The organism is Desulforamulus profundi, assembly GCF_002607855.1.
The window spans coordinates 81,938-101,464 of sequence record NZ_AWQQ01000055.1; the positions used below are offsets into that span (position 1 = coordinate 81,938).

The 19,527-nt window shown below is 52.2% G+C and carries 13 protein-coding genes, 1 rRNA gene and 2 pseudogenes; 1 reads left to right on the forward strand and 15 read right to left on the reverse strand.

Annotation, left to right across the window (positions count from 1 at the left end; genetic code table 11):
• Nucleotides 1-63: 63 nt before the first annotated feature.
• The 3 genes from P378_RS10355 to tyrS all read right to left on the reverse strand — a co-directional run bounded on the left by P378_RS10355 (nucleotide 64) and on the right by tyrS (nucleotide 4,113).
• A 16S ribosomal RNA gene (locus tag P378_RS10355) occupies nucleotides 64-1,666 on the reverse strand.
• Between the two features lie 507 nt (nucleotides 1,667-2,173).
• On the reverse strand, nucleotides 2,174-2,818 hold the full coding sequence (yunB, locus tag P378_RS10360) for a sporulation protein YunB (RefSeq protein ID WP_099083202.1): 645 nt from the start codon (nucleotides 2,816-2,818) through the stop codon (nucleotides 2,174-2,176).
• Nucleotides 2,819-2,886: 68 nt separating this feature from the next.
• Nucleotides 2,887-4,113 (reverse strand): tyrosine--tRNA ligase, encoded by a 1,227-nt coding sequence (gene tyrS / locus P378_RS10365; protein WP_099083203.1) that lies wholly within the window; start codon nucleotides 4,111-4,113, stop codon nucleotides 2,887-2,889.
• Between the two features lie 204 nt (nucleotides 4,114-4,317).
• On the opposite strand from tyrS, the pseudogene P378_RS10370 reads away from it, so the two are divergent.
• Nucleotides 4,318-6,821, forward strand: a pseudogene (locus P378_RS10370) (transglycosylase domain-containing protein).
• Nucleotides 6,822-6,890: 69 nt separating this feature from the next.
• Here P378_RS10370 and P378_RS10375 read toward each other — a convergent pair.
• From P378_RS10375 to polX, 12 genes and pseudogenes are all read right to left on the reverse strand, one after another.
• Nucleotides 6,891-7,832, reverse strand: a complete 942-nt coding sequence (locus P378_RS10375) for a DMT family transporter (protein WP_099083204.1) — start codon at nucleotides 7,830-7,832, stop codon at nucleotides 6,891-6,893.
• 299 nt (nucleotides 7,833-8,131) lie between these two features.
• Entirely contained in the window at nucleotides 8,132-9,418 is a 1,287-nt protein-coding gene (locus tag P378_RS10380) for a stalk domain-containing protein (protein WP_099083205.1), read from the reverse strand.
• Between the two features lie 198 nt (nucleotides 9,419-9,616).
• Entirely contained in the window at nucleotides 9,617-9,730 is a 114-nt protein-coding gene (locus tag P378_RS24130; protein WP_143338462.1) for a carotenoid oxygenase family protein, read from the reverse strand.
• A 96-nt stretch (nucleotides 9,731-9,826) separates the two neighbouring features.
• On the reverse strand, nucleotides 9,827-9,910 hold the full coding sequence (locus tag P378_RS24135; RefSeq protein WP_420795993.1) for a hypothetical protein: 84 nt from the start codon (nucleotides 9,908-9,910) through the stop codon (nucleotides 9,827-9,829).
• Entirely contained in the window at nucleotides 9,886-10,107 is a 222-nt protein-coding gene (locus P378_RS21650) for a hypothetical protein (RefSeq protein ID WP_238473108.1), read from the reverse strand. The genes P378_RS24135 and P378_RS21650 overlap by 25 nt, the downstream gene beginning before the upstream one ends.
• Nucleotides 10,108-10,117: 10 nt before the next feature.
• The gene (locus P378_RS21655) at nucleotides 10,118-10,372 is read right to left on the reverse strand and encodes an ATP-binding cassette domain-containing protein (RefSeq protein ID WP_238473109.1); all 255 of its coding nucleotides are present in this window, start codon (nucleotides 10,370-10,372) and stop codon (nucleotides 10,118-10,120) included.
• Nucleotides 10,373-10,615 carry a hypothetical protein gene (locus P378_RS21660; RefSeq protein WP_238473110.1) on the reverse strand — a complete coding sequence of 81 codons (243 nt, stop codon included), beginning with the start codon at nucleotides 10,613-10,615 and terminating at the stop codon, nucleotides 10,373-10,375.
• A gap of 486 nt (nucleotides 10,616-11,101) precedes the next feature.
• The gene (locus P378_RS10390; protein ID WP_099083206.1) at nucleotides 11,102-13,450 is read right to left on the reverse strand and encodes an endonuclease MutS2; all 2,349 of its coding nucleotides are present in this window, start codon (nucleotides 13,448-13,450) and stop codon (nucleotides 11,102-11,104) included.
• A 12-nt stretch (nucleotides 13,451-13,462) separates the two neighbouring features.
• Nucleotides 13,463-16,008, reverse strand: a pseudogene (locus tag P378_RS10395) (U32 family peptidase).
• Between the two features lie 84 nt (nucleotides 16,009-16,092).
• The gene (locus tag P378_RS10400) at nucleotides 16,093-17,043 is read right to left on the reverse strand and encodes an NGG1p interacting factor NIF3 (protein WP_099083207.1); all 951 of its coding nucleotides are present in this window, start codon (nucleotides 17,041-17,043) and stop codon (nucleotides 16,093-16,095) included.
• A 39-nt stretch (nucleotides 17,044-17,082) separates the two neighbouring features.
• Nucleotides 17,083-17,658, reverse strand: coding sequence for a DNA-3-methyladenine glycosylase (locus P378_RS10405; RefSeq protein ID WP_099083208.1), 576 nt, complete (start codon nucleotides 17,656-17,658; stop codon nucleotides 17,083-17,085).
• The gene (gene polX, locus P378_RS10410) at nucleotides 17,658-19,367 is read right to left on the reverse strand and encodes a DNA polymerase/3'-5' exonuclease PolX (RefSeq protein ID WP_099083209.1); all 1,710 of its coding nucleotides are present in this window, start codon (nucleotides 19,365-19,367) and stop codon (nucleotides 17,658-17,660) included. The genes P378_RS10405 and polX overlap by 1 nt, the downstream gene beginning before the upstream one ends.
• Nucleotides 19,368-19,527: the final 160 nt, after the last annotated feature.

Here is a 19,527-nt window from a genome sequence, read left to right on the forward strand (position 1 = left end):
AACAGTTGAGATGATGAATGATCGACCAGAGTTCTTGAACCGAAGGTTCAAGTTACTCCTTAGAAAGGAGGTGATCCAGCCGCACCTTCCGATACGGCTACCTTGTTACGACTTCACCCCAATCACCAACCCCACCTTCGACGGCTGCCTCCTTTCGGTTAGCTCACCGGCTTCGGGTGTTGTCAGCTTTCGTGGTGTGACGGGCGGTGTGTACAAGGCCCGGGAACGTATTCACCGCAGTATGCTGACCTGCGATTACTAGCGATTCCGACTTCATGTAGTCGAGTTGCAGACTACAATCCGAACTGGGACCGGCTTTCTCAGWTTTGCTCCGCCTCACGGCTTCGCTTCCGTCTGTACCGGCCATTGTAGTACGTGTGTAGCCCAGGACATAAGGGGCATGATGATTTGACGTCATCCCCACCTTCCTCCGTTTTGTCAACGGCAGTCACATTAGAGTTCCCGACCTTACTCGCTGGCAACTAATGTTAGGGGTTGCGCTCGTTGCGGGACTTAACCCAACATCTCACGACACGAGCTGACGACAACCATGCACCACCTGTCTCTCTGTTACCCCGAAGTAAGGTCCATATCTCTATGGCTTTCAGAGGATGTCAAGCCCTGGTAAGGTTCTTCGCGTTGCGTCGAATTAAACCACATACTCCACCGCTTGTGCGGGCCCCCGTCAATTCCTTTGAGTTTCAGTCTTGCGACCGTACTCCCCAGGCGGAGTGCTTATTGTGTTAACTACGGCACTGCGGGGGTCGATACCCGCAACACCTAGCACTCATCGTTTACGGCGTGGACTACCAGGGTATCTAATCCTGTTCGCTCCCCACGCTTTCGCGCCTCAGTGTCAGTTACAGTCCAGAGAGCCGCCTTCGCCACTGGTGTTCCTCCCAATATCTACGCATTTCACCGCTACACTGGGAATTCCGCTCCCCTCTCCTGCACTCAAGTCCACCAGTATCAGAGGCAATCTCGGGGTTGAGCCCCGATCTTTCACCTCTAACTTAATGGACCACCTACGCGCCCTTTACGCCCAGTAATTCCGGACAACGCTCGCCCCCTACGTTTTACCGCGGCTGCTGGCACGTAGTTAGCCGGGGCTTCCTCTCCAAGTACCGTCATCTGTTCTTCCTTGATGACAGAGGTTTACAACCCGAAGGCCTTCTTCCCTCACGCGGCGTTGCTCCGTCAGGCTTTCGCCCATTGCGGAAGATTCCCCACTGCTGCCTCCCGTAGGAGTCTGGGCCGTGTCTCAGTCCCAGTGTGGCCGGTCGCCTCTCAGGCCGGCTACCCATCGTCGCCTTGGTGGTCCCTTACACCACCAACTAGCTAATGGGACGCGGATCCATCTGATAGCACRATTGCTTTCCTTAAAAGAACATGCGTTCTCTTAAGCGTATCCGGTATTAGCAGCCGTTTCCAGCTGTTATCCCGGTCTACCAGGCAGGTTATCCACGCGTTACTCACCCGTGCGCCACTATTCGGTCGTCGGTCGTCAGGCGGCAGTCGTCAGGGATTTAAATCTGGAATTCGCTAAGGCGAATTCCTTACTATCCCGACGTCCGACGTCTGAAGACCGACGACTGAACCGTTCGACTTGCATGTGTTAAGCACGCCGCCAGCGTTCGTCCTGAGCCAGGATCAAACTCTCCATAAATTATATAATRTTTTCGCGTACCCGTTAGGGTGAAGAGTTGATTTAGCTCTTTATTACTTGTTCAGGAATTACTCGCTAGCGTTATTTAACGCTTGACGAGGATTCAARTGTGGTCGTCACAGTTTCAGCTTGCGCTGACTTTTGACTTGACCGTTTTGCATCCATCATCYRCTGTTTAGTTTTCAAAGACCATTTTTTAGCCCGGCCTCACGACCGGAATCTTAGTTTACCATGACCCTCACTTGCATTTCAAGTGAAAGTTTTTGGTAATTTTCGCACCGCCTCATCGGCGACGGAACTTCATCTTACCACTTTGATTACCTTGTTGCAAGTGGTAATTTTTAACCATCACCTCGCGGCGACATTTGTTATCATAACACTTCCGGAGTCCTTTGACAAGAACTAATTCCTGGTTTTGTTACCATTTAAAGTTTGGCCTTAAAACTATGGCTATTATTTTCAATCTACTTAATATTATTCACAAAACAAGTATTTTTTGTTTCTATACTAATTCCCTAAAACTCCACCGGGCAGTGTTACAAGTGCAGGTGGCACATCGCCTACGATGATGTCCTGGGCCAAAGGTACCTTTGTGTTCACTTTAAATACTTCTTTATATAAAGGAATGGCAATCTGGAATTCCGAGTTGAGATCCAGCCAAATGAGGTGTCTGGTCTGGTTAATCCCTGCCCCTTCAAACTTGTCGACAATGTCCACCCTGATGGTTCCCAGCGGTATCATACGGACATTAAATTCCGGACCCAGAGCAGCCAGCAAATGGATGCCCAGGAGTTGGCCCATAGGAATGCCGATGCTTTCATCATCAAGATTGCGCAGCGACTCCTGAACTTTTAACGTTATTTCATTGGATAGCCTGTTTATTTTAATCGTGTCCGCCTGCATGAGGACAATTCTGCCCTGTGAATCCTTATGAACCTGAACAATGTCCTTATATTCGATTTGCTGTTTCGCCAGGTTCTCCATAACGGTTTTATTCATGATTTCCGTGGCCAGATGAATGGCCTTGACTCTGGCGATGGTGAACAACGTAGGCTGCAGGCTGCGGTCTATAAAGAAAAACATTGCCAGTAAGCCCATAAGAAATAACAAAACATAGAATTTCCTTGGCACATGTCTTCTTCTCTTAAACAAAACTTTCACCTCCACATCCTATCTATATGTGGAGGTGAAGCAAAAGGTGATAACCGATTGGGACTTGCCTAATTTTTTAGTATTAACCTGGCAAAGCGTCGCTTCCCTGCCCGGATGATCATTCCTTCTTCAGGTAAGAAACGCATGTTGGGGTCGCATGCTTTTTCACCGTTGATCTTGACGGCGCCTTCTTTAATAAGCCTTCTGGCCTCACTGTTGCTGGCTGCTAATTTGGCCTGGGTAAGCAGCCTGGGCAATGAAACCAGTCCCTCTTCGTAAAGGTCTTCCGTGACCATAAACTCATCAATTTCGTCTGGCAGTTCACGCTTCTGAAATACCTTTTTAAAGTGTTCCTCAGCCTGTTCCGCCGCCTCTGCGCTGTGATAAAAGGTAACAATTTCCCTGGCCAGGCGCATCTTGGCATCCCTTGGATGCAGGGTGCCTTCCTGCAAACCCCTGGCAATTGCCTTCACCTCGTCCAGAGGAACAGGGGTGACCAGTTCAAAATACCTCACCATTAATTCATCGGGAATGGACATGGTCTTGCCGTACATTTCCTGGGGAGCCTCATCAATGCCAATATAATTCCCCAGGCTCTTGCTCATCTTGTTAACCCCGTCTAAGCCTTCAAGGATCGGCATCATTAAGGCAATCTGGGGTTCCTGCCCGAACTCCTTCTGCAAGGTGCGCCCCATCAGCAAATTAAACTTTTGGTCCGTCCCCCCCAGTTCCACATCCGCCTTAAGGGCAACGGAATCATATCCCTGCATTAAAGGATAGAAAAATTCATGAATGCTGATAGGCAGATTTTCTTTAAATCGTTTTGAGAAATCCTCTCGTTCCAGCATCCTGGCAACGGTGGTGGTGGCTGCCAGTCGGATCACGTCTTCAAACTTTAACGGTGCCAGCCAGGTGCTGTTAAACTGCACCTTTGTTTTTACAGGGTCCAGCACTTTAATAATCTGCTTTTCATAGGTCCGGGCGTTGGCCAGTACTTCTTCTTCGGTTAATTGTTTTCTTGTTTCCGATTTTCCCGTGGGGTCACCAATGCGACCGGTGTAATCGCCAAGGATAATGGTAACATGATGACCTAATTCCTGGAACTGTCTCAGCTTTTGCAGTACAACCGTGTGGCCAAGGTGAATATCCGGTGCTGTGGGATCGAGGCCCAACTTTATGTGGAGGGGTTTGTTCTTCGCGATGGATTTCTTTAATTTCTCTACCAGTTCCTCTTCAGGAACAATCTCTGCAGTGCCTCTTTTAATAATTTCAAGCTGTTTTTGGACGTCTGGCATCGACTGGACCCCTTTCGAAAAACCTTATTACTTAAAAATTCGTGACTCTGCGTAATAATAGATAACGGGTGATCAAAATCTTAATAATTATACCAGAGCTAGCAGAATGTGACAAGAATATTAAAAACCGCTGTCATGAGTTCGTTGGATTGTGTTATAATTCTGTTATCATTGACCTTTACTTTTCATAAAGGAGGATTATACTTGGCCACACGTAAAAGCCGAAGGCTCCGAACCGGACGCTTACTTTTTCTGATAGCAGCCTTTTTTGTTCTGATAGGCGGTTTTACTTCACTGGGGTATTTCGCCTATGCCATGTCGGACATGCCTGTCTTTGATCCAAGATCCCTGGAAAATATGGTACCCACTTCAATCTACGACAAGGATGGGAATCTGGTCACCAGAATCGGCACAGAGAACCGGGAACCTATTAAACTGGACGAAGTGCCGTCGGTGGTGAAAGATGCTTTTCTGGCCACCGAGGACGACCGCTTTTATGACCACCATGGTATTAATTTTCGCAGTTTAGGTCGGGCTGTTTTTAAAAACGTTACCTCCGGTGAAATTCGCGAAGGTTTTAGTACCATTACCATGCAGTTAGTTAAACTGTCCTATTTATCCCCTGAACGCAGTATCAAAAGAAAACTGCAGGAAATTGTGCTGACCCTGCAAATGGAAAGACACTTTACCAAAGATGAAATATTTGAAATGTACCTGAACAAAATTTATTTTGGACAGGGCGCCTATGGAATTCAGTCAGCAGCCCAAACCTACTTTGGCAAAGATTTAAAAAAGGATCAACTGACATTGGACGAAGCCGCTTTCTTAGCGGGCTTACCCCAGGCCCCGTCCACCTATTCCCGTTATTTGGACGGTGCGGAGTCCATCGATGACCAGTCCGCTGATCAAAAGTCCGACAAGAATAAACAGAAAATCAATGAGAAACAGCAGGATGAGAAACAGCAAAAGGATTACGAGTCGGCTTTAAACCGACGCAATACCGTTCTGCTTCGTATGAAAGAAGCAGGAAAAATTACGGAAGAACAGCGTCAGGAAGCGGCTGCCAAACCTCTGCCGGACGGCAGCAAAATGCAGGCCACCCGGTATCCGTATCCCTACTTCATTGATTACGTTACAGAAAAGCTGGTTCATAAATATGGCCCGGATATGGTTTACAAAGGTGGACTCAAGGTATACACCACCCTGGACCCTAAAATTCAAAAAATTGCCGAGATGGCACTGGCCAACCCAAAATATTTTCCAAATTTTGGACTTGACAAACAGGGTCTGCCTCAACCCCAGGGCGCTGCCGTCTTTATGGAACCTGGTACAGGCCATTTGAGGGCCATTGTGGGCGGCCGTGAACATAAACAGCAGCGACAGCTCAACCGGGCGACGCAGTACCAGGTACTGCCTGACGGTCGTAAAATCGGGCGCCAACCCGGTTCGAGCATTAAACCCATTGTGGCTTACGGCCCCGCCGTAGAATTTAACGGTATGGGTCCTGCTTCGGTCATTGACGATATTCCTACCAGCTTTGGCAGTTACAGTCCGAAGAACTCCGACGGAAGTTTTAAGGGTTTAATTACCATGCGGACTGCTTTAACAAGTTCCGTTAATATCGTTGCGATAAAGCTTTTGCAACAAACAGGGCTGGACCAGGCAGTAAAATTTGCCTACGGGCTCGGCATTACGACCCTTGATGCCAACCGGGACGGGCTGGCCATGGCCCTTGGCGGTGTCAGTTCCGGCGTGGTACCGTTGGATATGGCGGGAGCCTACGGCGCCTTTGCCAACCAGGGTATCTATGTAAAACCCCATGCCATCCTCAAGGTTGAAAGCTATGACGGGACCCTGATTGACGAATTTAAACCCGAGCAGAGGCGAGCCATGAAGGCAACCACTGCGTACCTGGTTACCGATATGCTGCGTTCCGTTGTCCAGTCCGGTACCGGCACCCGGGCAAACCTGGGTGCAAGGCCGGTGGCCGGTAAGACCGGCACAACGGACCAGGGGAAGGACATTTGGTTCGTGGGCTATACACCTGAACTGGTTGGCGCCGTATGGATCGGCCACGATGCGCCAAGGAGCATGGACCGGTCTTACGGTGGCATCTATCCGGCCATGATATGGCGGGAAGTGATGAGTAAAGCACTATCCGGTGTACCGGTTCGCCAGTTCTCCAGACCTGCCGGTATTGTAACCGCCACCGTGGACAGCAAGTCCGGCCTGCTGCCGGGGCCGAATACCCCGGCGGATCATATGGTAACAGACTTATTTGCTGAAGGAACGGTTCCCACAGAGGTAGACAACCTGCACCAGGTCATGGAGGTATGTGCTACCACCGGTGAACTGCCTAACGATTACTGCCCGGACCGTATTACCAAGGTAGTCATTAAATTGCCTTATACAGTCCCCCCACTGTGGCAGACTATGCCCTGCGGGCGCCGCTGAAAACCTGCACCCTGCATACTCAGGACGGCATTGACCCGGCGGCGGCAGAAAAATACAAACTGCCTGTGATATTACCGCAACCGAACGAAGGCAACCCGGGTGAAGGGGAAAACCCGCCAACGGAGCCAGGGAACGGCGACAACTGGCTGCCCGGTACCACCGGCCGCCGTCAACCGGATGAAATAAAAAATGATTCCCGTAAGGCGGCTAAAATCAGAGAGACCATAAGGGAAAAAACAAGAGAGTATAACTAAACCAAAAATACCGGTTTCCCTTGAAGGGTGACCGGTATTTTTATTCCAATTATCCAGTTAACCGGAATCTTATGTCTTATGGACTGCCATCTTTGCTTTTTGATTTTGAAAGGTGCCTGCAACTCCAAGGAGTACCAAAGCCGTACCTGCAATGGTCCAAGCATTGATAGGTTCGTGCAAAATGAACCAGCCCAGGAACACCGCTACCACCGGATTGACATAGGCATAGGTCATAACAATGCTGGTGGGTAACAGTCTCAGTGCCATAATATAGGAAGTAAAGGCCAGGAATGAACCAAAAACAATCAGGTAACCAAAGGCCCACCATGCCTCATTGGTAGGAGCCGGCGAGGGTTCGCCCAGAACAAGCGCCAGTATCGCAAACCCGATGCCGCCAAAGACCTGCTGGTAACCCGAACTGACGATCGGATTTAACGCTACCGGTTTCCTGCGCTGTAGCAGGGATCCTATACCCCAGCATAAAGGTGCCGTTAATAAGGCAAAGATGCTTAAAACATCCGCCTGGGAACTTTCTTTAAGCACAGGCGATGTGAGGAGACCGATTCCAGCAAAACCAACAAATAACGAAAACAAAAGAAGCTTGGAGGGTGGTTTGCGGTCCAGGATGGCTTCCGTTAAAGCCACCCACATGGGGGTGGTGCCCACCAGCAGGGCTGCGTATCCTGAATCAGCAAACTGTTCCGCCCACATCACCAGCCCGTTGCCGCCCACCCATAGAAAAATCCCGGATACGGCCAGAACCTTGAATTCTTCTCTGGACAGCTTAAGGCTCTGCCGGAACAGATATGCGCCAAGCAAAAGAATGCAGCCGGCGACTGCCAGCCGCATGGCTCCCATGGTAAAGGGAGGAAACCCGGATCCCTCGCGTACCGCCACACGGATTGCCAGATAAGTGCTGCCCCAGACGATATAAACCACAAGCAAATGAAAAAAACCTACCCAGTTGGAGGAGGTTTGCGTTGCCAGACCGACCTGAGTAGTGTTAAACATTTTTAAAAACTCCCTTTTCTTATTCCTTCATAAATCTAATTTTAAACCTCTTTCATTAGAGTTACAATATTCAGCATTAGAAATATTATGTATACATATAGGAAAATGCCCTACCTTCTTTGGCAGGGGCATCTTGGTTTTGTTATACCACAGACACAACCCTATTGATAAGTCAACTGAAAAAGTGATTTAATATTCAATCATGTAGCGGTATATGGGGAAACGTTTGGCCTGCGGGGTCATCAGAAAGCTCCGGTAAAAAATCCCGAGGGACTCCCCTCGGGATTTTACTGCCGTAATTATTTTGCCAGGGCAGCCTTCCAATAATCATGAATAATGCTTTGGCCGTAGGTTGTGCCGGGAACCGCCCAGCGGGCATTGAGTTGCTGCCAGGTGGGTGCGGTGCCGCGTCTCACCATGGTGTATCTTGGGTCAACGAGTACTTTGCCTGGGGGCAGCGGGTCTTTGGTGGCATAGGCGTACAGGTGCTGGATATGGGCCTCTACACCGGCCTCGGGCGTCACAAAGATGGCCCCGTGAACACCCGGCTCAAAACGGACCTGTGTGGGGTCAGCGCCGTTTAAGGATTCCTGTCCGGTACAGGGACTTCCGGTGGCCCATAGCCCACAGAAGTTGTTCTGCCAGGGTTGTACATCCCCGGTAAACTGCCAGTAATGGGTCTCTTTGGCAGCCTGGGCAAAGGCCAAATCACCCCGGACGCCATATTCGGCGCCAATTTTTATATAGAGTTCGGCCAAATCCGGTATGGGAATAAACTCACGTTTCAACTTTTGTTCCATCTTGGCCCGAATGCGTGGCGTTTCTGCCGCAATCCAGGCCCTTAACTGGTCAGCCGTAGCCACTGACGGTCCCATAATGGTCACGTCTGCCGTATTTATCACGGTGCCGCCGGGCAGTTTAATTTTAGCATCATATTTGCTTAGTTGATCCCTGTATTGTTTAAACAGCTGCCTTTGTTCCGCACTGAAGCTTGCCGGGTCCATTTTAAGCAGTTCCTCGGAGTTGATGAAGGTTTTATCCATCAAACGCAGGTTTGTCTTGTAACCGGCCAACTCTTGCAGCAGGGCAATGTCTGCCGGAGATGGCTGCGGTGTGCTGTCTGCCGGTTGCTGGACAGGTGGTTCCGGGGTGGCAGGCTTTGTTTTAATCTCCACCGTGCGGCTGGACTGCTGCCAGCTCACCTCGCATCCCAGGGCTTCACCAACCACCCGGAAAGGGACCACCGTACGGTTCATAGCGGTGATAAAGGTCTGTCCCAGTTGCGGAGACACCTGCAAAGCCTTGCCGTCTATGACAATTTGCACATCCTTCTGCTTGCCCGGTCGTTCCGGAACAGTTAATGTCAAATTATTTGCTGTTGCGATCACAACTTGTTTTGTTTCCGGCAGCCACTGCACCTGAGTACCCAGATGTTCACTGATAACCCGCAAGGGTACGTAGGTTCTACCATTCAGGATAATCGCCGGTTGATCGCCCCCGGGAATCACAACCGGAGCATTATTGATCACGATTTTGGCCTCATGGGTGATTGCTGCTCCAGCGGTTACCGGTGAGAAAAACAGCATTCCCCCACACAAAAGGCATAGCAGTGATTTTCTAATTTTAAGCAAGGGGAAAATTCACCATCCTTTCCATATTAAGCTGACCCCGCACTATAACTAATTAGCTAGAGTAACTTTAAACCTTCCTCTTTTGATGGATTTAAGCATAATCCACAGGTCCTCTTCTATACAGACGTAAAACAAGGTCTAATTGTTCACATATTATTCAAAATACTGGCCATGGGAGCCAAAGGGTACCGGATTGGGCATCTCCGCCCTGGCCACCTCTTGAAAGGATATTGCATCCAGAATATGCGGTAAAGATTGCAGGATGATCTAAGAGAGAAACGTGTTATATAATTGATCCATTCCTTCGTCTTATAGTCGTAATGGGGGTGAACGGTGGTCAGGTGCCCGGTGATGTGATCGGAATCATGAAACCACCCTCTGGTATTCGGTGGCTTCATCCAAGATCAAAAGGGGCGCATCCTTTAGGAAAGCCCGTGCGATGGCCAGACGCTGGGCCTGCCCGCCGCTGAGCCGCAGGCCGAATTCCCCACAGGTGTGTCATAGCCCCGGGGGAATTTCATAATGAAGTCATGGGCCCCGGCCAGCTCGGCCGCTTCCCTTACCTCGTCCATGGATGCGCCGGGTCGACCCAGGGAAATATTTTCGGCCACCGTTCCATAAAAAAGGTACGGATTCTGGGGCACATAGGAAACCTTACCTGCGCCATTGATCGGCGGGGATTTGCTGTAGCGGACTTCCGTTGACCTGAATGATGCCTTCACCGGGCTCGGCAAAGCGCAAAAGCAGGTTGGCAACGGTGGTTTTTCCTGCGCCGCTGGGCCCCACCAGGGCCACCCGTTTTCCTGCTGGCAGTTTAAAAGTAACCCCTTGCAAGGCCGGGTCGGACCCTCCCTGGTAAGTGAAACCCACTTCCCTGAAGGAAATGTTCAGCGGTTGGAATTTCCGCATTCAACGCCTCCTGCCCGGCACGGGTTTCCGGTAAAGGTGTTTCCAGAACCTCAAAGATGCGGTTGGCAGCGGTGACCCCGGCCATGCCGGCATGGAACTGGCTACCCAGCAGCCGCAAGGCAAATAAAATTCAGGCGCCAGCAACAGCAGAAAAAAGGCCTGCTCAAAGGAAATGCGGTCATACACCAGGTACCGCCCCAGGGCAACCGCCACCAGGGCGGTGCTTTTTTCAGAATAATTCATGTACTTGTAAGCTTATTAAAATAAAACCGTAATAAATATTAATGTATACCATATTGGTATACATTAAAAAACACTATACTTCACTTCCCCGTTGCTATCAATTACAATTTCCTTGCATTTTTATTACAAAATTATGGGGTACGTTAATTTTGCAAAATAGTGAGTATACAAATCCTTTTGAATATATTTGCCAAAAGCCAGCACCTCTTTAAATTCAATCACATGATTCTGGGCTAAGGACAAAAAACTCTATGTCCTTTTACTACGTGGAGATTTGAAAACAAAGAAAAGACCAGTTCCAGCGTACGGGTGGTCTTATCTTGTGCATGTCAATAGAAGATTCTCCGGGTTGCTGCCACTTTCGGCTACATGACTGCCGTTTGCATTAATAAGTACGATCTTGATGAAGAAAACTGCCGGGATATTGAAAAGTCTACCGGTGTCCTTGGCGTACCGGTGATTGGTAAAATTCCCTATGACCAGTTATCACTTCAAACTTACCACCGTAGCCCCGGCGCCGCCTTCTCCGGCTTCGCCAAGGCGGAAGGATTTGACCCGGGGGTGGGTTTTTAATTCCCGGTGTACCGCGGCGCGCAGGGCGCCGGTGCCTTTGCCGTGGATGAGAATGACGCTGCTGAGGCCGGCCAGGAAGGCGTCGTCCAGGTATTTTTCGATTTCCAGCAGGGCTTCGTCCCCGGTCATGCCCCTGAGGTCCAAACTGGTTCCGATGGACTGGGCTTTGTCCATCAGCACCTTGCCCACCTTGGTTTCGCCGGTGGTGACCCGGTTTTCTTTAACCCTGCGCAGTTCCTTCAGGGGCACAAACATTTTCATAATGCCCACCTGGACCTGCACGTTGTCGCCGGACACGCCCACCACATAGGCCTTTTGGTTGTATTTGGGCAGAAAGACTTCCTCACCGGGTTTAACCTGACGTGGGATTTCCCCGGTGTCTGTACGCTCCGGCGCTTTGGCCGCCACTTTGCCGGTAACCTGCTGCAGCTTGCTGCGGGCCTGTTGAATGGCCTCTTCCCGGTTCCTGGTACTTTCCTCAGCCAGTTTGGCCCGCAATTCCTTGACCGCTTCTTCCGCCTCCAGCCGGGTCTGGCGGACCAGCCTGCCGGCTTCCTCTTGGGCCTTGGCTAAAATCTCTTCCTTCTTGGCCCTTAACTCCGCTTCCAGCCTGCGGTATCGTTCCTTAAGCTGTTCGCTTTCCCGCCGCAGGGCCTCTGCTTCCTCCCGGTCCTTTTCCGCTGCCTGCTGGGTTTTTTCCAGCTTGTTGATCAAATCTGCCACCTGAACCTGTTCGGTGGTGAGGAACTTCCGGGCACTGCTGACAATCTCCGGACGCAAACCCAGCCGGGTGGAGATTTCAAAGGCGTTACTGCGGCCGGGGCGGCCAATCAGCAGCCGGTAGGTGGGACGCAGGGTTTCCACGTCAAATTCCACGCTGGCATTTTCCACCCCGGGCGTGGTATAAGCATAGTTTTTTAATTCACTGTAGTGGGTGGTAGCAACGGTGCAGGCGCCCCTGCCATGCAGTTCCTCCAGGATGGCCCGGGCCAGCGCCGCCCCCTCGGTGGGATCAGTGCCTGCTCCCAGCTCATCCAGCAGCACCAGGGAACCTTCGCCGGCACTCTCTAAAATGTTAACGATATTGGTCATGTGAGAGGAGAAGGTGCTGAGGGATTGCTCGATGCTTTGCTCATCCCCGATATCCGCAAAGACCTTTTGAAAGATTCCCATTTCGGTACCGGATTCGGCCGGGATATGCAGTCCCGCCTGGGTCATCAGGACAAATAAGCCTACGGTTTTCAGGGTTACGGTCTTACCACCGGTGTTGGGGCCGGTAATAACCATGGTTCTGAAATTTTTCCCCAGTGAAATGGTGGCAGGCACCGCATCCCCGGGCAATAAGGGATGGCGTCCCTTTTTAATATCAATTTTCGCCCCTTCGATTATTTTAGGACTCCAGGCCTTCAGCTTATGGCTGTAGCGGGCTTTGGCCATAATAAAGTCCAGTTCGCCCAAAGCCTCCAGGGCAACGGAGATTTCCTCGGCCACCGCACTGACGCCGCTGGAGAGTTCTCCGAGAATCCTTTGGATCTCCTGTTTCTCCGCTGCCACCAGCTGGCGCACCTCATTGTTGGCTTCCACCACCGACATGGGTTCCACAAATAGGGTGGCACCGCTGGCGGACTGGTCATGGACAATGCCGGGGATTTGGTTGCGGTACTCCTGCTTGACCGGCACCACATAGCGGTCGTTGCGGATGGTAATGATGGGGTCCTGCAGGTACTTCTGGTTTTCGGCGGAACGAATGATGCTTTCCATGCGTTCCCGGATGCGGTTTTGGGATCGCAGGATGCCCCGCCGGATTTGCAACAGCTGCGGGGAGGCATCGTCTGCGATTTCTCCTCCCGGCAGAATGGCCTGCAGGATATTTTTCTCCAACTGCGCCTGGTTGGTCAGTGATTCTGCAATCTCCGAGAGCAGCGGGTAGCGGTCGGACTTTTCACTAAAAAACTTTTTGATCCGGCGGGATGCTGCCAGGGTTTCCCCTACGGCAAACAACTCTTCCGCCGAAAGCACAGCAAAACGGGCAGCCCTTTTCAAGGCTCCCCGGACGTCATGCCAGCCGGACAATTCTGCCATGGGGTCTAACCGTAACAGTTCCCGGCCCTCGGTGGTTTCCGCCTGCCAGCGGTGAATGAGAACCGGGTCTGTGCCGGGCACCAGTTCTTGAATTTTTTGCCTGGCCAGATCCGATTGGGCATGGGCCGCCAGACGTTCCAACACTTTATGAAATTCCAAGCGTCTTATGGTTCGTTCCATGAATAAAACTCCTTATACAACTCCCCTGAAATAATGCCCCTTGGTAATGCCGGCGGCACTTAACTGTTCCAGATCTTCTTTGGTTTCCCGGTCTTTTCGTTCATCACGAATGCCGTGTTTATATCTGGTAATGGCTTTACGATAATGGTTTACCGTTCTTGCCACATACTCGTGGTTTTCCTTTTTGGCCTCAATGCGCAGCACCGAGACACCCGCTGCCAGCAGGGCAGGCAAATCTTCAATGACGCACAGGTCCTTGGCGTTAAACAGGTGCATACGGCAGTACTGGTCCACCTCAATGGGGAAAATCAGCCCCAGCCTGTCCTTGAGCCCGCACCTTGTGCTGCTGCAGGGGCCAGTGCATCTTTTTCCGGTAGAGAAATCCCCCAGCAAGCTGCCCACCGGGCAATATTTGGTGTTCATCAGGGGAAGGGCCCCCTGTACCAGCGCCTCCAGAGGCAGGGGTGTGGTTTCGGCTATTTTTTGAATTTGTTTCATCGTTAATTCCGGGGAAATGACCGCTCTGGCGACCCCCTGTTCCTTTAAATAATGAAGGGTGGCAGAATTAAAGGCGTTGAGGGTAAAATCTCCGACAACCGGTTTGCCGGTGTACTCTCTGATGATCTTTAACAGACCGAGATTCCCCACCAGAATTCCGTTCAGGGGTAGGTCAAAGACCCGCTTCAGCAGGCCGGTAAAAGTCTTGAGCTCACTGTCGTGCAGAATCCTGGGGGAATTCAGCACCAGGGACACACCGTTTTTATGGCAAAACTCCAGACCGGCGTGCAGGTCTTTTTCGGTAACAATCCCCTTGGAGCGGTAGCTTTCTCCGCCGAAATAAACGATATCCGCGCCGTAGCTGACTGCAGCCTGTAATGAAGTGAGGTCGGACACATTGACGGCCAGCAGCGGTTCCGGTGTCTGCACCGGTTCCTGCTGATGAATTCCCCGGAAAGCTTCCTGCAATCGTTGTCGGAACAGGTGTTCCGCCACACCGGGCCGCCTGCCGGACCTGGCCCTCTTGTGTTCCAGGTCAGCCAGCACCCTGCGCCGCAGCTCATTGATTTCCCGCACCGGCAGGATCACCCGGCCCGCCAGGTCGGTCTCCAGGCCGGTTAGGGCAAAGGGCGTATTGCCCAGCCTGTCCAGTTGTTCCCTTAAGAATTCTGCGGTTAAAGGGCGCTTCAGGGCTTCCTGGCATACTTCCTCACTGGTTCCCTCTGCAACAAAACCCCGGTCGTCCACCACCCGCAGGTACATGGGTTCGCCCACGCCGGCCCTGACCCAAAACTGCAGGGGTATTTTTCTGGTTTCCCGAGCGGAGGTAAAGGTTTCCCTGGCTCCCTCCATCAATGCCGCATCGTGGGTTTTAAAGACCCGGTCGCCGTGTCTGATCTTGCCGGGGATGGCCAGGCCCACCAGTGTCCCCGCCGGGGCGGACTCCACCGGTTTGCCGTTAACCAGGATGCTGTTGACCTCCACCCCGCTGCGGCCGCCTTCGCTGACCCAAACCTCAATGCCGTCTCCGATGCGCAGGGGTTCTTCCAATATGATTTCAATGGTTTTGTTTCTCGGGTTATAGCCTTTTACCCTGCCCAGCCGCACTCCCCGGTTGTTGGGACGCTTAAAGCTCATCAATTCCCTGCCGGGGTTGCCGAAAAAGTAACCGGGGCTGAAATCTCGGTTAAAGATCTGGGCCAAATCCCTGGCTTCTTTCTCCTCCACCCTGTACGTGTTCTTATCTTCCAGTGCCCGGTCGATCAGATTGCGGTAGGTGCGAATCACCGTTGCCACATATTCGGGACGTTTCATACGCCCCTCGATCTTAAAGGAGTTGATGCCTGCGGCAATCAGCTCGGGAATATGGGCACTGGTGTTAATGTCCCTGGGACTGAGCAGGTATTCACCCACCTGGCCGGGGTCGGCCAGGGTCCTGCCCCTTTCATCCACCAGCTGGTACTGCAGCCGGCAGGGCTGGGCGCATCTGCCCCGGTTGCCGCTGCGCCCGCCGATCAGGCTGGACATCAGGCACTGGCCGGAGTAACACACGCACAGGGCACCATGAATAAATACTTCCAGATCCGCTCCTGTTTCCTTTTTAATGGCGGTGATTTCCTCCAGGCTCATTTCCCTGGCCAGAACAATGCGCTCAAAGCCGGCCTGCTGCATCAGCCGGACACCCGGTGTGTTATGAACCGTCATCTGGGTGCTGGCATGGATGGAGAGTTCCGGGATCACTTCCCTGGCCAGCCGGGCCAAACCTAAATCTTGCAGGATCACCGCGTCCACACCGGCGTTGTGCAGGAAGTGGAGGAAGCCCAGGCTTCCTCCAACTCGTGATCCGCCAGCAGGATATTGACCGTGACGTAAATCTTAACCCCACGAACATGGGCGTATTCCACCGCCCGGGCCAGTTCTTCGTTATCAAAGTTGTTGGCAGATTGCCTGGCATTAAACATCTTACCGCCCAGGTAGACGGCATCCGCCCCGTTTTGTACGGCCGCCACCAGGGCTTCCCGGCTACCCGCCGGGGCCAGCAGTTCGGGTCGTTGGGTCATGGGGTCTCCTCCTATTTTGGTCGTCAGTCGTCAGGCAGCGGTCGTCAGTTTTTAAAAATAACCTACCGGTGCCCGGTAACTAAATTATCTTTCTACCCTGATCAAACCGGAACATGGTACAATTTCTACGCCGTTTTTAGCAATTTCATCCAGGATGAGGTTCATGCCCAGGGAATCGCTGGCCATGTGCCCGGCGATAATCACGTTGACGTGGTTTTTCTCCGCTTCTTTGCGGTGTTTCTCGCTGACGTGCATCACCACCAGGGTGCCCACACCGGCAGTGGCCAGTTTGGCGTAGGCGTCTTCGGAGCCGCTGGTGCCACCGGTCATATCCACAAAGATCTTGCCCGCCCGGCGCTCCTTGGCCCCCACGACAATGGTGGGACCGGCGCCGGTTTTTACCGCCTCGGCATATTCCGGTATTTCCTTCAGGACCCTGACAATGTCCCCCAGGGTCTCGCAGTTGTTATCATCAATCTTCTTTTGCACAAATTCGGTCACCAGGTTATCCGCCGGGGTATGACAGCAAAGGATGGGAATGTCCAGCAGCCTCGCCGCGTCCACCGCCCTGTTGTGGTTTAAGGGCATTAACCCCCGGCGGACTTCGGCGATGCGCCCGGCCATGATTCCCTCGGCCACGTTGATGGGAACACCCAACTGGGCCAGCAGGTCTTCCTGCAGGTGCATGACATCATACAGTCCGGCGGTTGCCTTTCCTTCCGGGTGGTGGGCCATGATTAAGTCCACCTGCCGGCCCTTTTCACCCAGCCGGTCCGCCAGGACGACCTCGCCCACTTCCATATCAACACCGGCCAGGATTCGTTTTACCTCCCGGTCCGGGTCGCCGTAAAGAACCCTGGTGTCGGTGTAGGGATTAAACAAGCGGTCCTGGTCCACTTCTTTCTTTTCCTCTTCTTTGAGCTCCTCGATTTTCTTTCTTTCTTTTTCCAGCTGTTTTTGAACTGCCTGCACACCTCTGGGATCGTGTTCAATGCCCATTTTAATGATCAAATCGTAGATTTCCTTTAACTTCATCTTGATCGGTCCCCTCTCTATCATTTTATCTACCAACAGTTACTTCTTGGAGATAAATTTATTGCCCTTACTATAAAACCGCAATGGTAAGTCTGCCCCTTCTTTGATGCCGATACGGGTGGTCACATAGATCTCCGGCGGCGGTTCCGGGGCAGGGGCAATAAACAGCGGCCCACGGGTCAAGTCCGCCTTGTTGTGCTCTTTCGTGATGCCAAAGGCCTGTACCAACCGGGCCGGGCCGGCACATAATTCATTCAGACGCTCCCGGCCCCGGCGTTTTCTCATTAAGTCAAGCCCTTTCAGGGGTTCCACCGCCCGGATCAACACCGCCTCACCCACACCTTCGGCAGCGGTTACGGCATTAAAACAGTAGTGCATGCCGTAGGTGAAATAAACATAGGCCCGGCCCGGCGGGCCGAACATGACGCTGTTGCGGGGTGTCATACCCCTGGCCGCATGGCAGGCGGGGTCTCCCTGCAGGTAGGCCTCGGTTTCCACAATTTTTCCTATGGTGGTCCCTTCAGCCGTGACATGGACCAGTAATGTACCCAGTAATTCCCTGGCCACCAGGGTGGTATCCCGGGCATAAAACTCCACAGGAAGCGGCAGTAACATTATCGCAGCACCTCGAGCAATGATTCAATATCGAAAGTATTGACCACATCCCGGGGTTCCAACCAGGCCCTGCGGGCCACCGCCACCCCGTAGGGCATTTCATCCAGTCTCCTGGCGTCGTGGGCATCTGTATTGATGCTTATCTTTACACCCGCATCTCGGGCCATCCGAGCATAGACTTCATTGATATCCAACCGGTCCGGTGACGCGTTAATTTCCAGGATGGTGCCCGTCTTTGCCGCTGTTTCAATGAGCGCTTCCACATCCAGATCATAGGACTCTCTTCTTCCCAAAATGCGGCCGGTCATATGGGCAATGATGTCTACGTGTTCATTTTCCATGGCCCTGGTAATACGTGCCGTCATTTCTTTTCTGCCCTGTTTGAAGCCGCTGTGCACCGAAGCAATGACCACATCCATCTGCTCTAAAATTTCATCCGGGTAATCCAAATCGCCGTTTGGCAGAATATCCATTTCCACCCCGGTGAGCAGTGTAAAATCCTTCAGTTTTTTATTCATTTCCCGGATGATCCGGTGCTGCTGCTGCAGCCGGTCCGGTTCCAGGCCGTTGGCGATCTTCAGGGAGCGGGAATGATCGGTGATGGCCGCATAGGCATACCCCTTTTCCAGGCAGCGTTTCACCACATCCTCCAATTCCATCACCGAGTCGCTCCAGGTGGTATGGATATGCAAATCCCCCTGAATGTCCTCCAACTGGATGATGGACGGTAGACTATTGGACAGGGCTGCCTCTACCTCACCGCGGTCTTCCCTCAGCTCCGGTGGAATATACTCCATCTGCAGAGCTTTATAAATGTCCTCCTCCTGTTGAATGGGCAGGCTTTCCCCTGCCGGGTCGAACAGGCCATGGTGATTCAGTTTAAAGCCCCGGTTTTGGGCTATCTCCTGCAGTTTGGTATAATGGGCTTTGGACCCTGTGCCACGGTGCAGGGTGGGTATGTATTCCTCCGGGGAGACCACCTGTAGGTCCACGGACAGCCCCCACCAGGTATAGACCCGGATACGGTTGCTCTGCTGCTCGATGACTTCTTTCACCCTGGGATGGCTGGCCAGAGCGGTTAGCAGTGGTTCAGTGTCCGCAGCGGCGGCCACCAGATCCAGGTCACCGACGGTTTCTCTCCAACGCCGGGTACTGCCTGCCACGGACATTTCCTGCACACCGGGCAGCAGTTTGATAAACTTTATGATGTCTTCCGCCAGTTCCAGCGCTACCGACAGGCGGGTCCTGCCCTGGCGGTTGCGCACCATTTCGATGCCGTTCAGGATATCCCATTCCAGTTTGGAACTAAAACCCTTCAGGGCACGCACCCGGCGTTCTTTCACAGCCTGCTCCAGTTGGTCCAAATTGCTGATGCCCAGTTCCTCAAACAAGACCCTGGCCCGGTTCGGACCTATGCCGGGCAGTTGTTTAATGGCCAGAACTCCTGGCGGTATTTCTTTAAGAAGTTCCTGGTGCTTTGCCATTTGCCCTGTCTCCAGGATTTCCTTTATTTTTCCTTCAATGGCTTTGCCCACGCCCGGAATCTTGGACAGCAGGCGCCGACGGTACAATTCATCCACCGGTTGCTCCAGATTTGCCAGCACTTGGGCCGCCCGGCGGTAAGCCCTCACCTTAAAAAAATCCTCGCCCTTTATCTCCAGCAGATCGGCCAGTTCGGTGAAAATCCAGGCAATTTCAATATTTTGCATTCACACCGCTCCGTTTCTGTCGTACTACTATATTTTACTGAACCTGAAAAACTTATAAAGGTTACTAAGAAAAACCTGGCTTACTTGCCTGCCTGCCTGCCTGTGCCCTGTGGGTATGCCCTGTGGGTACGCCCTGTGGGTACGCCGGCGAAAGCGGAAG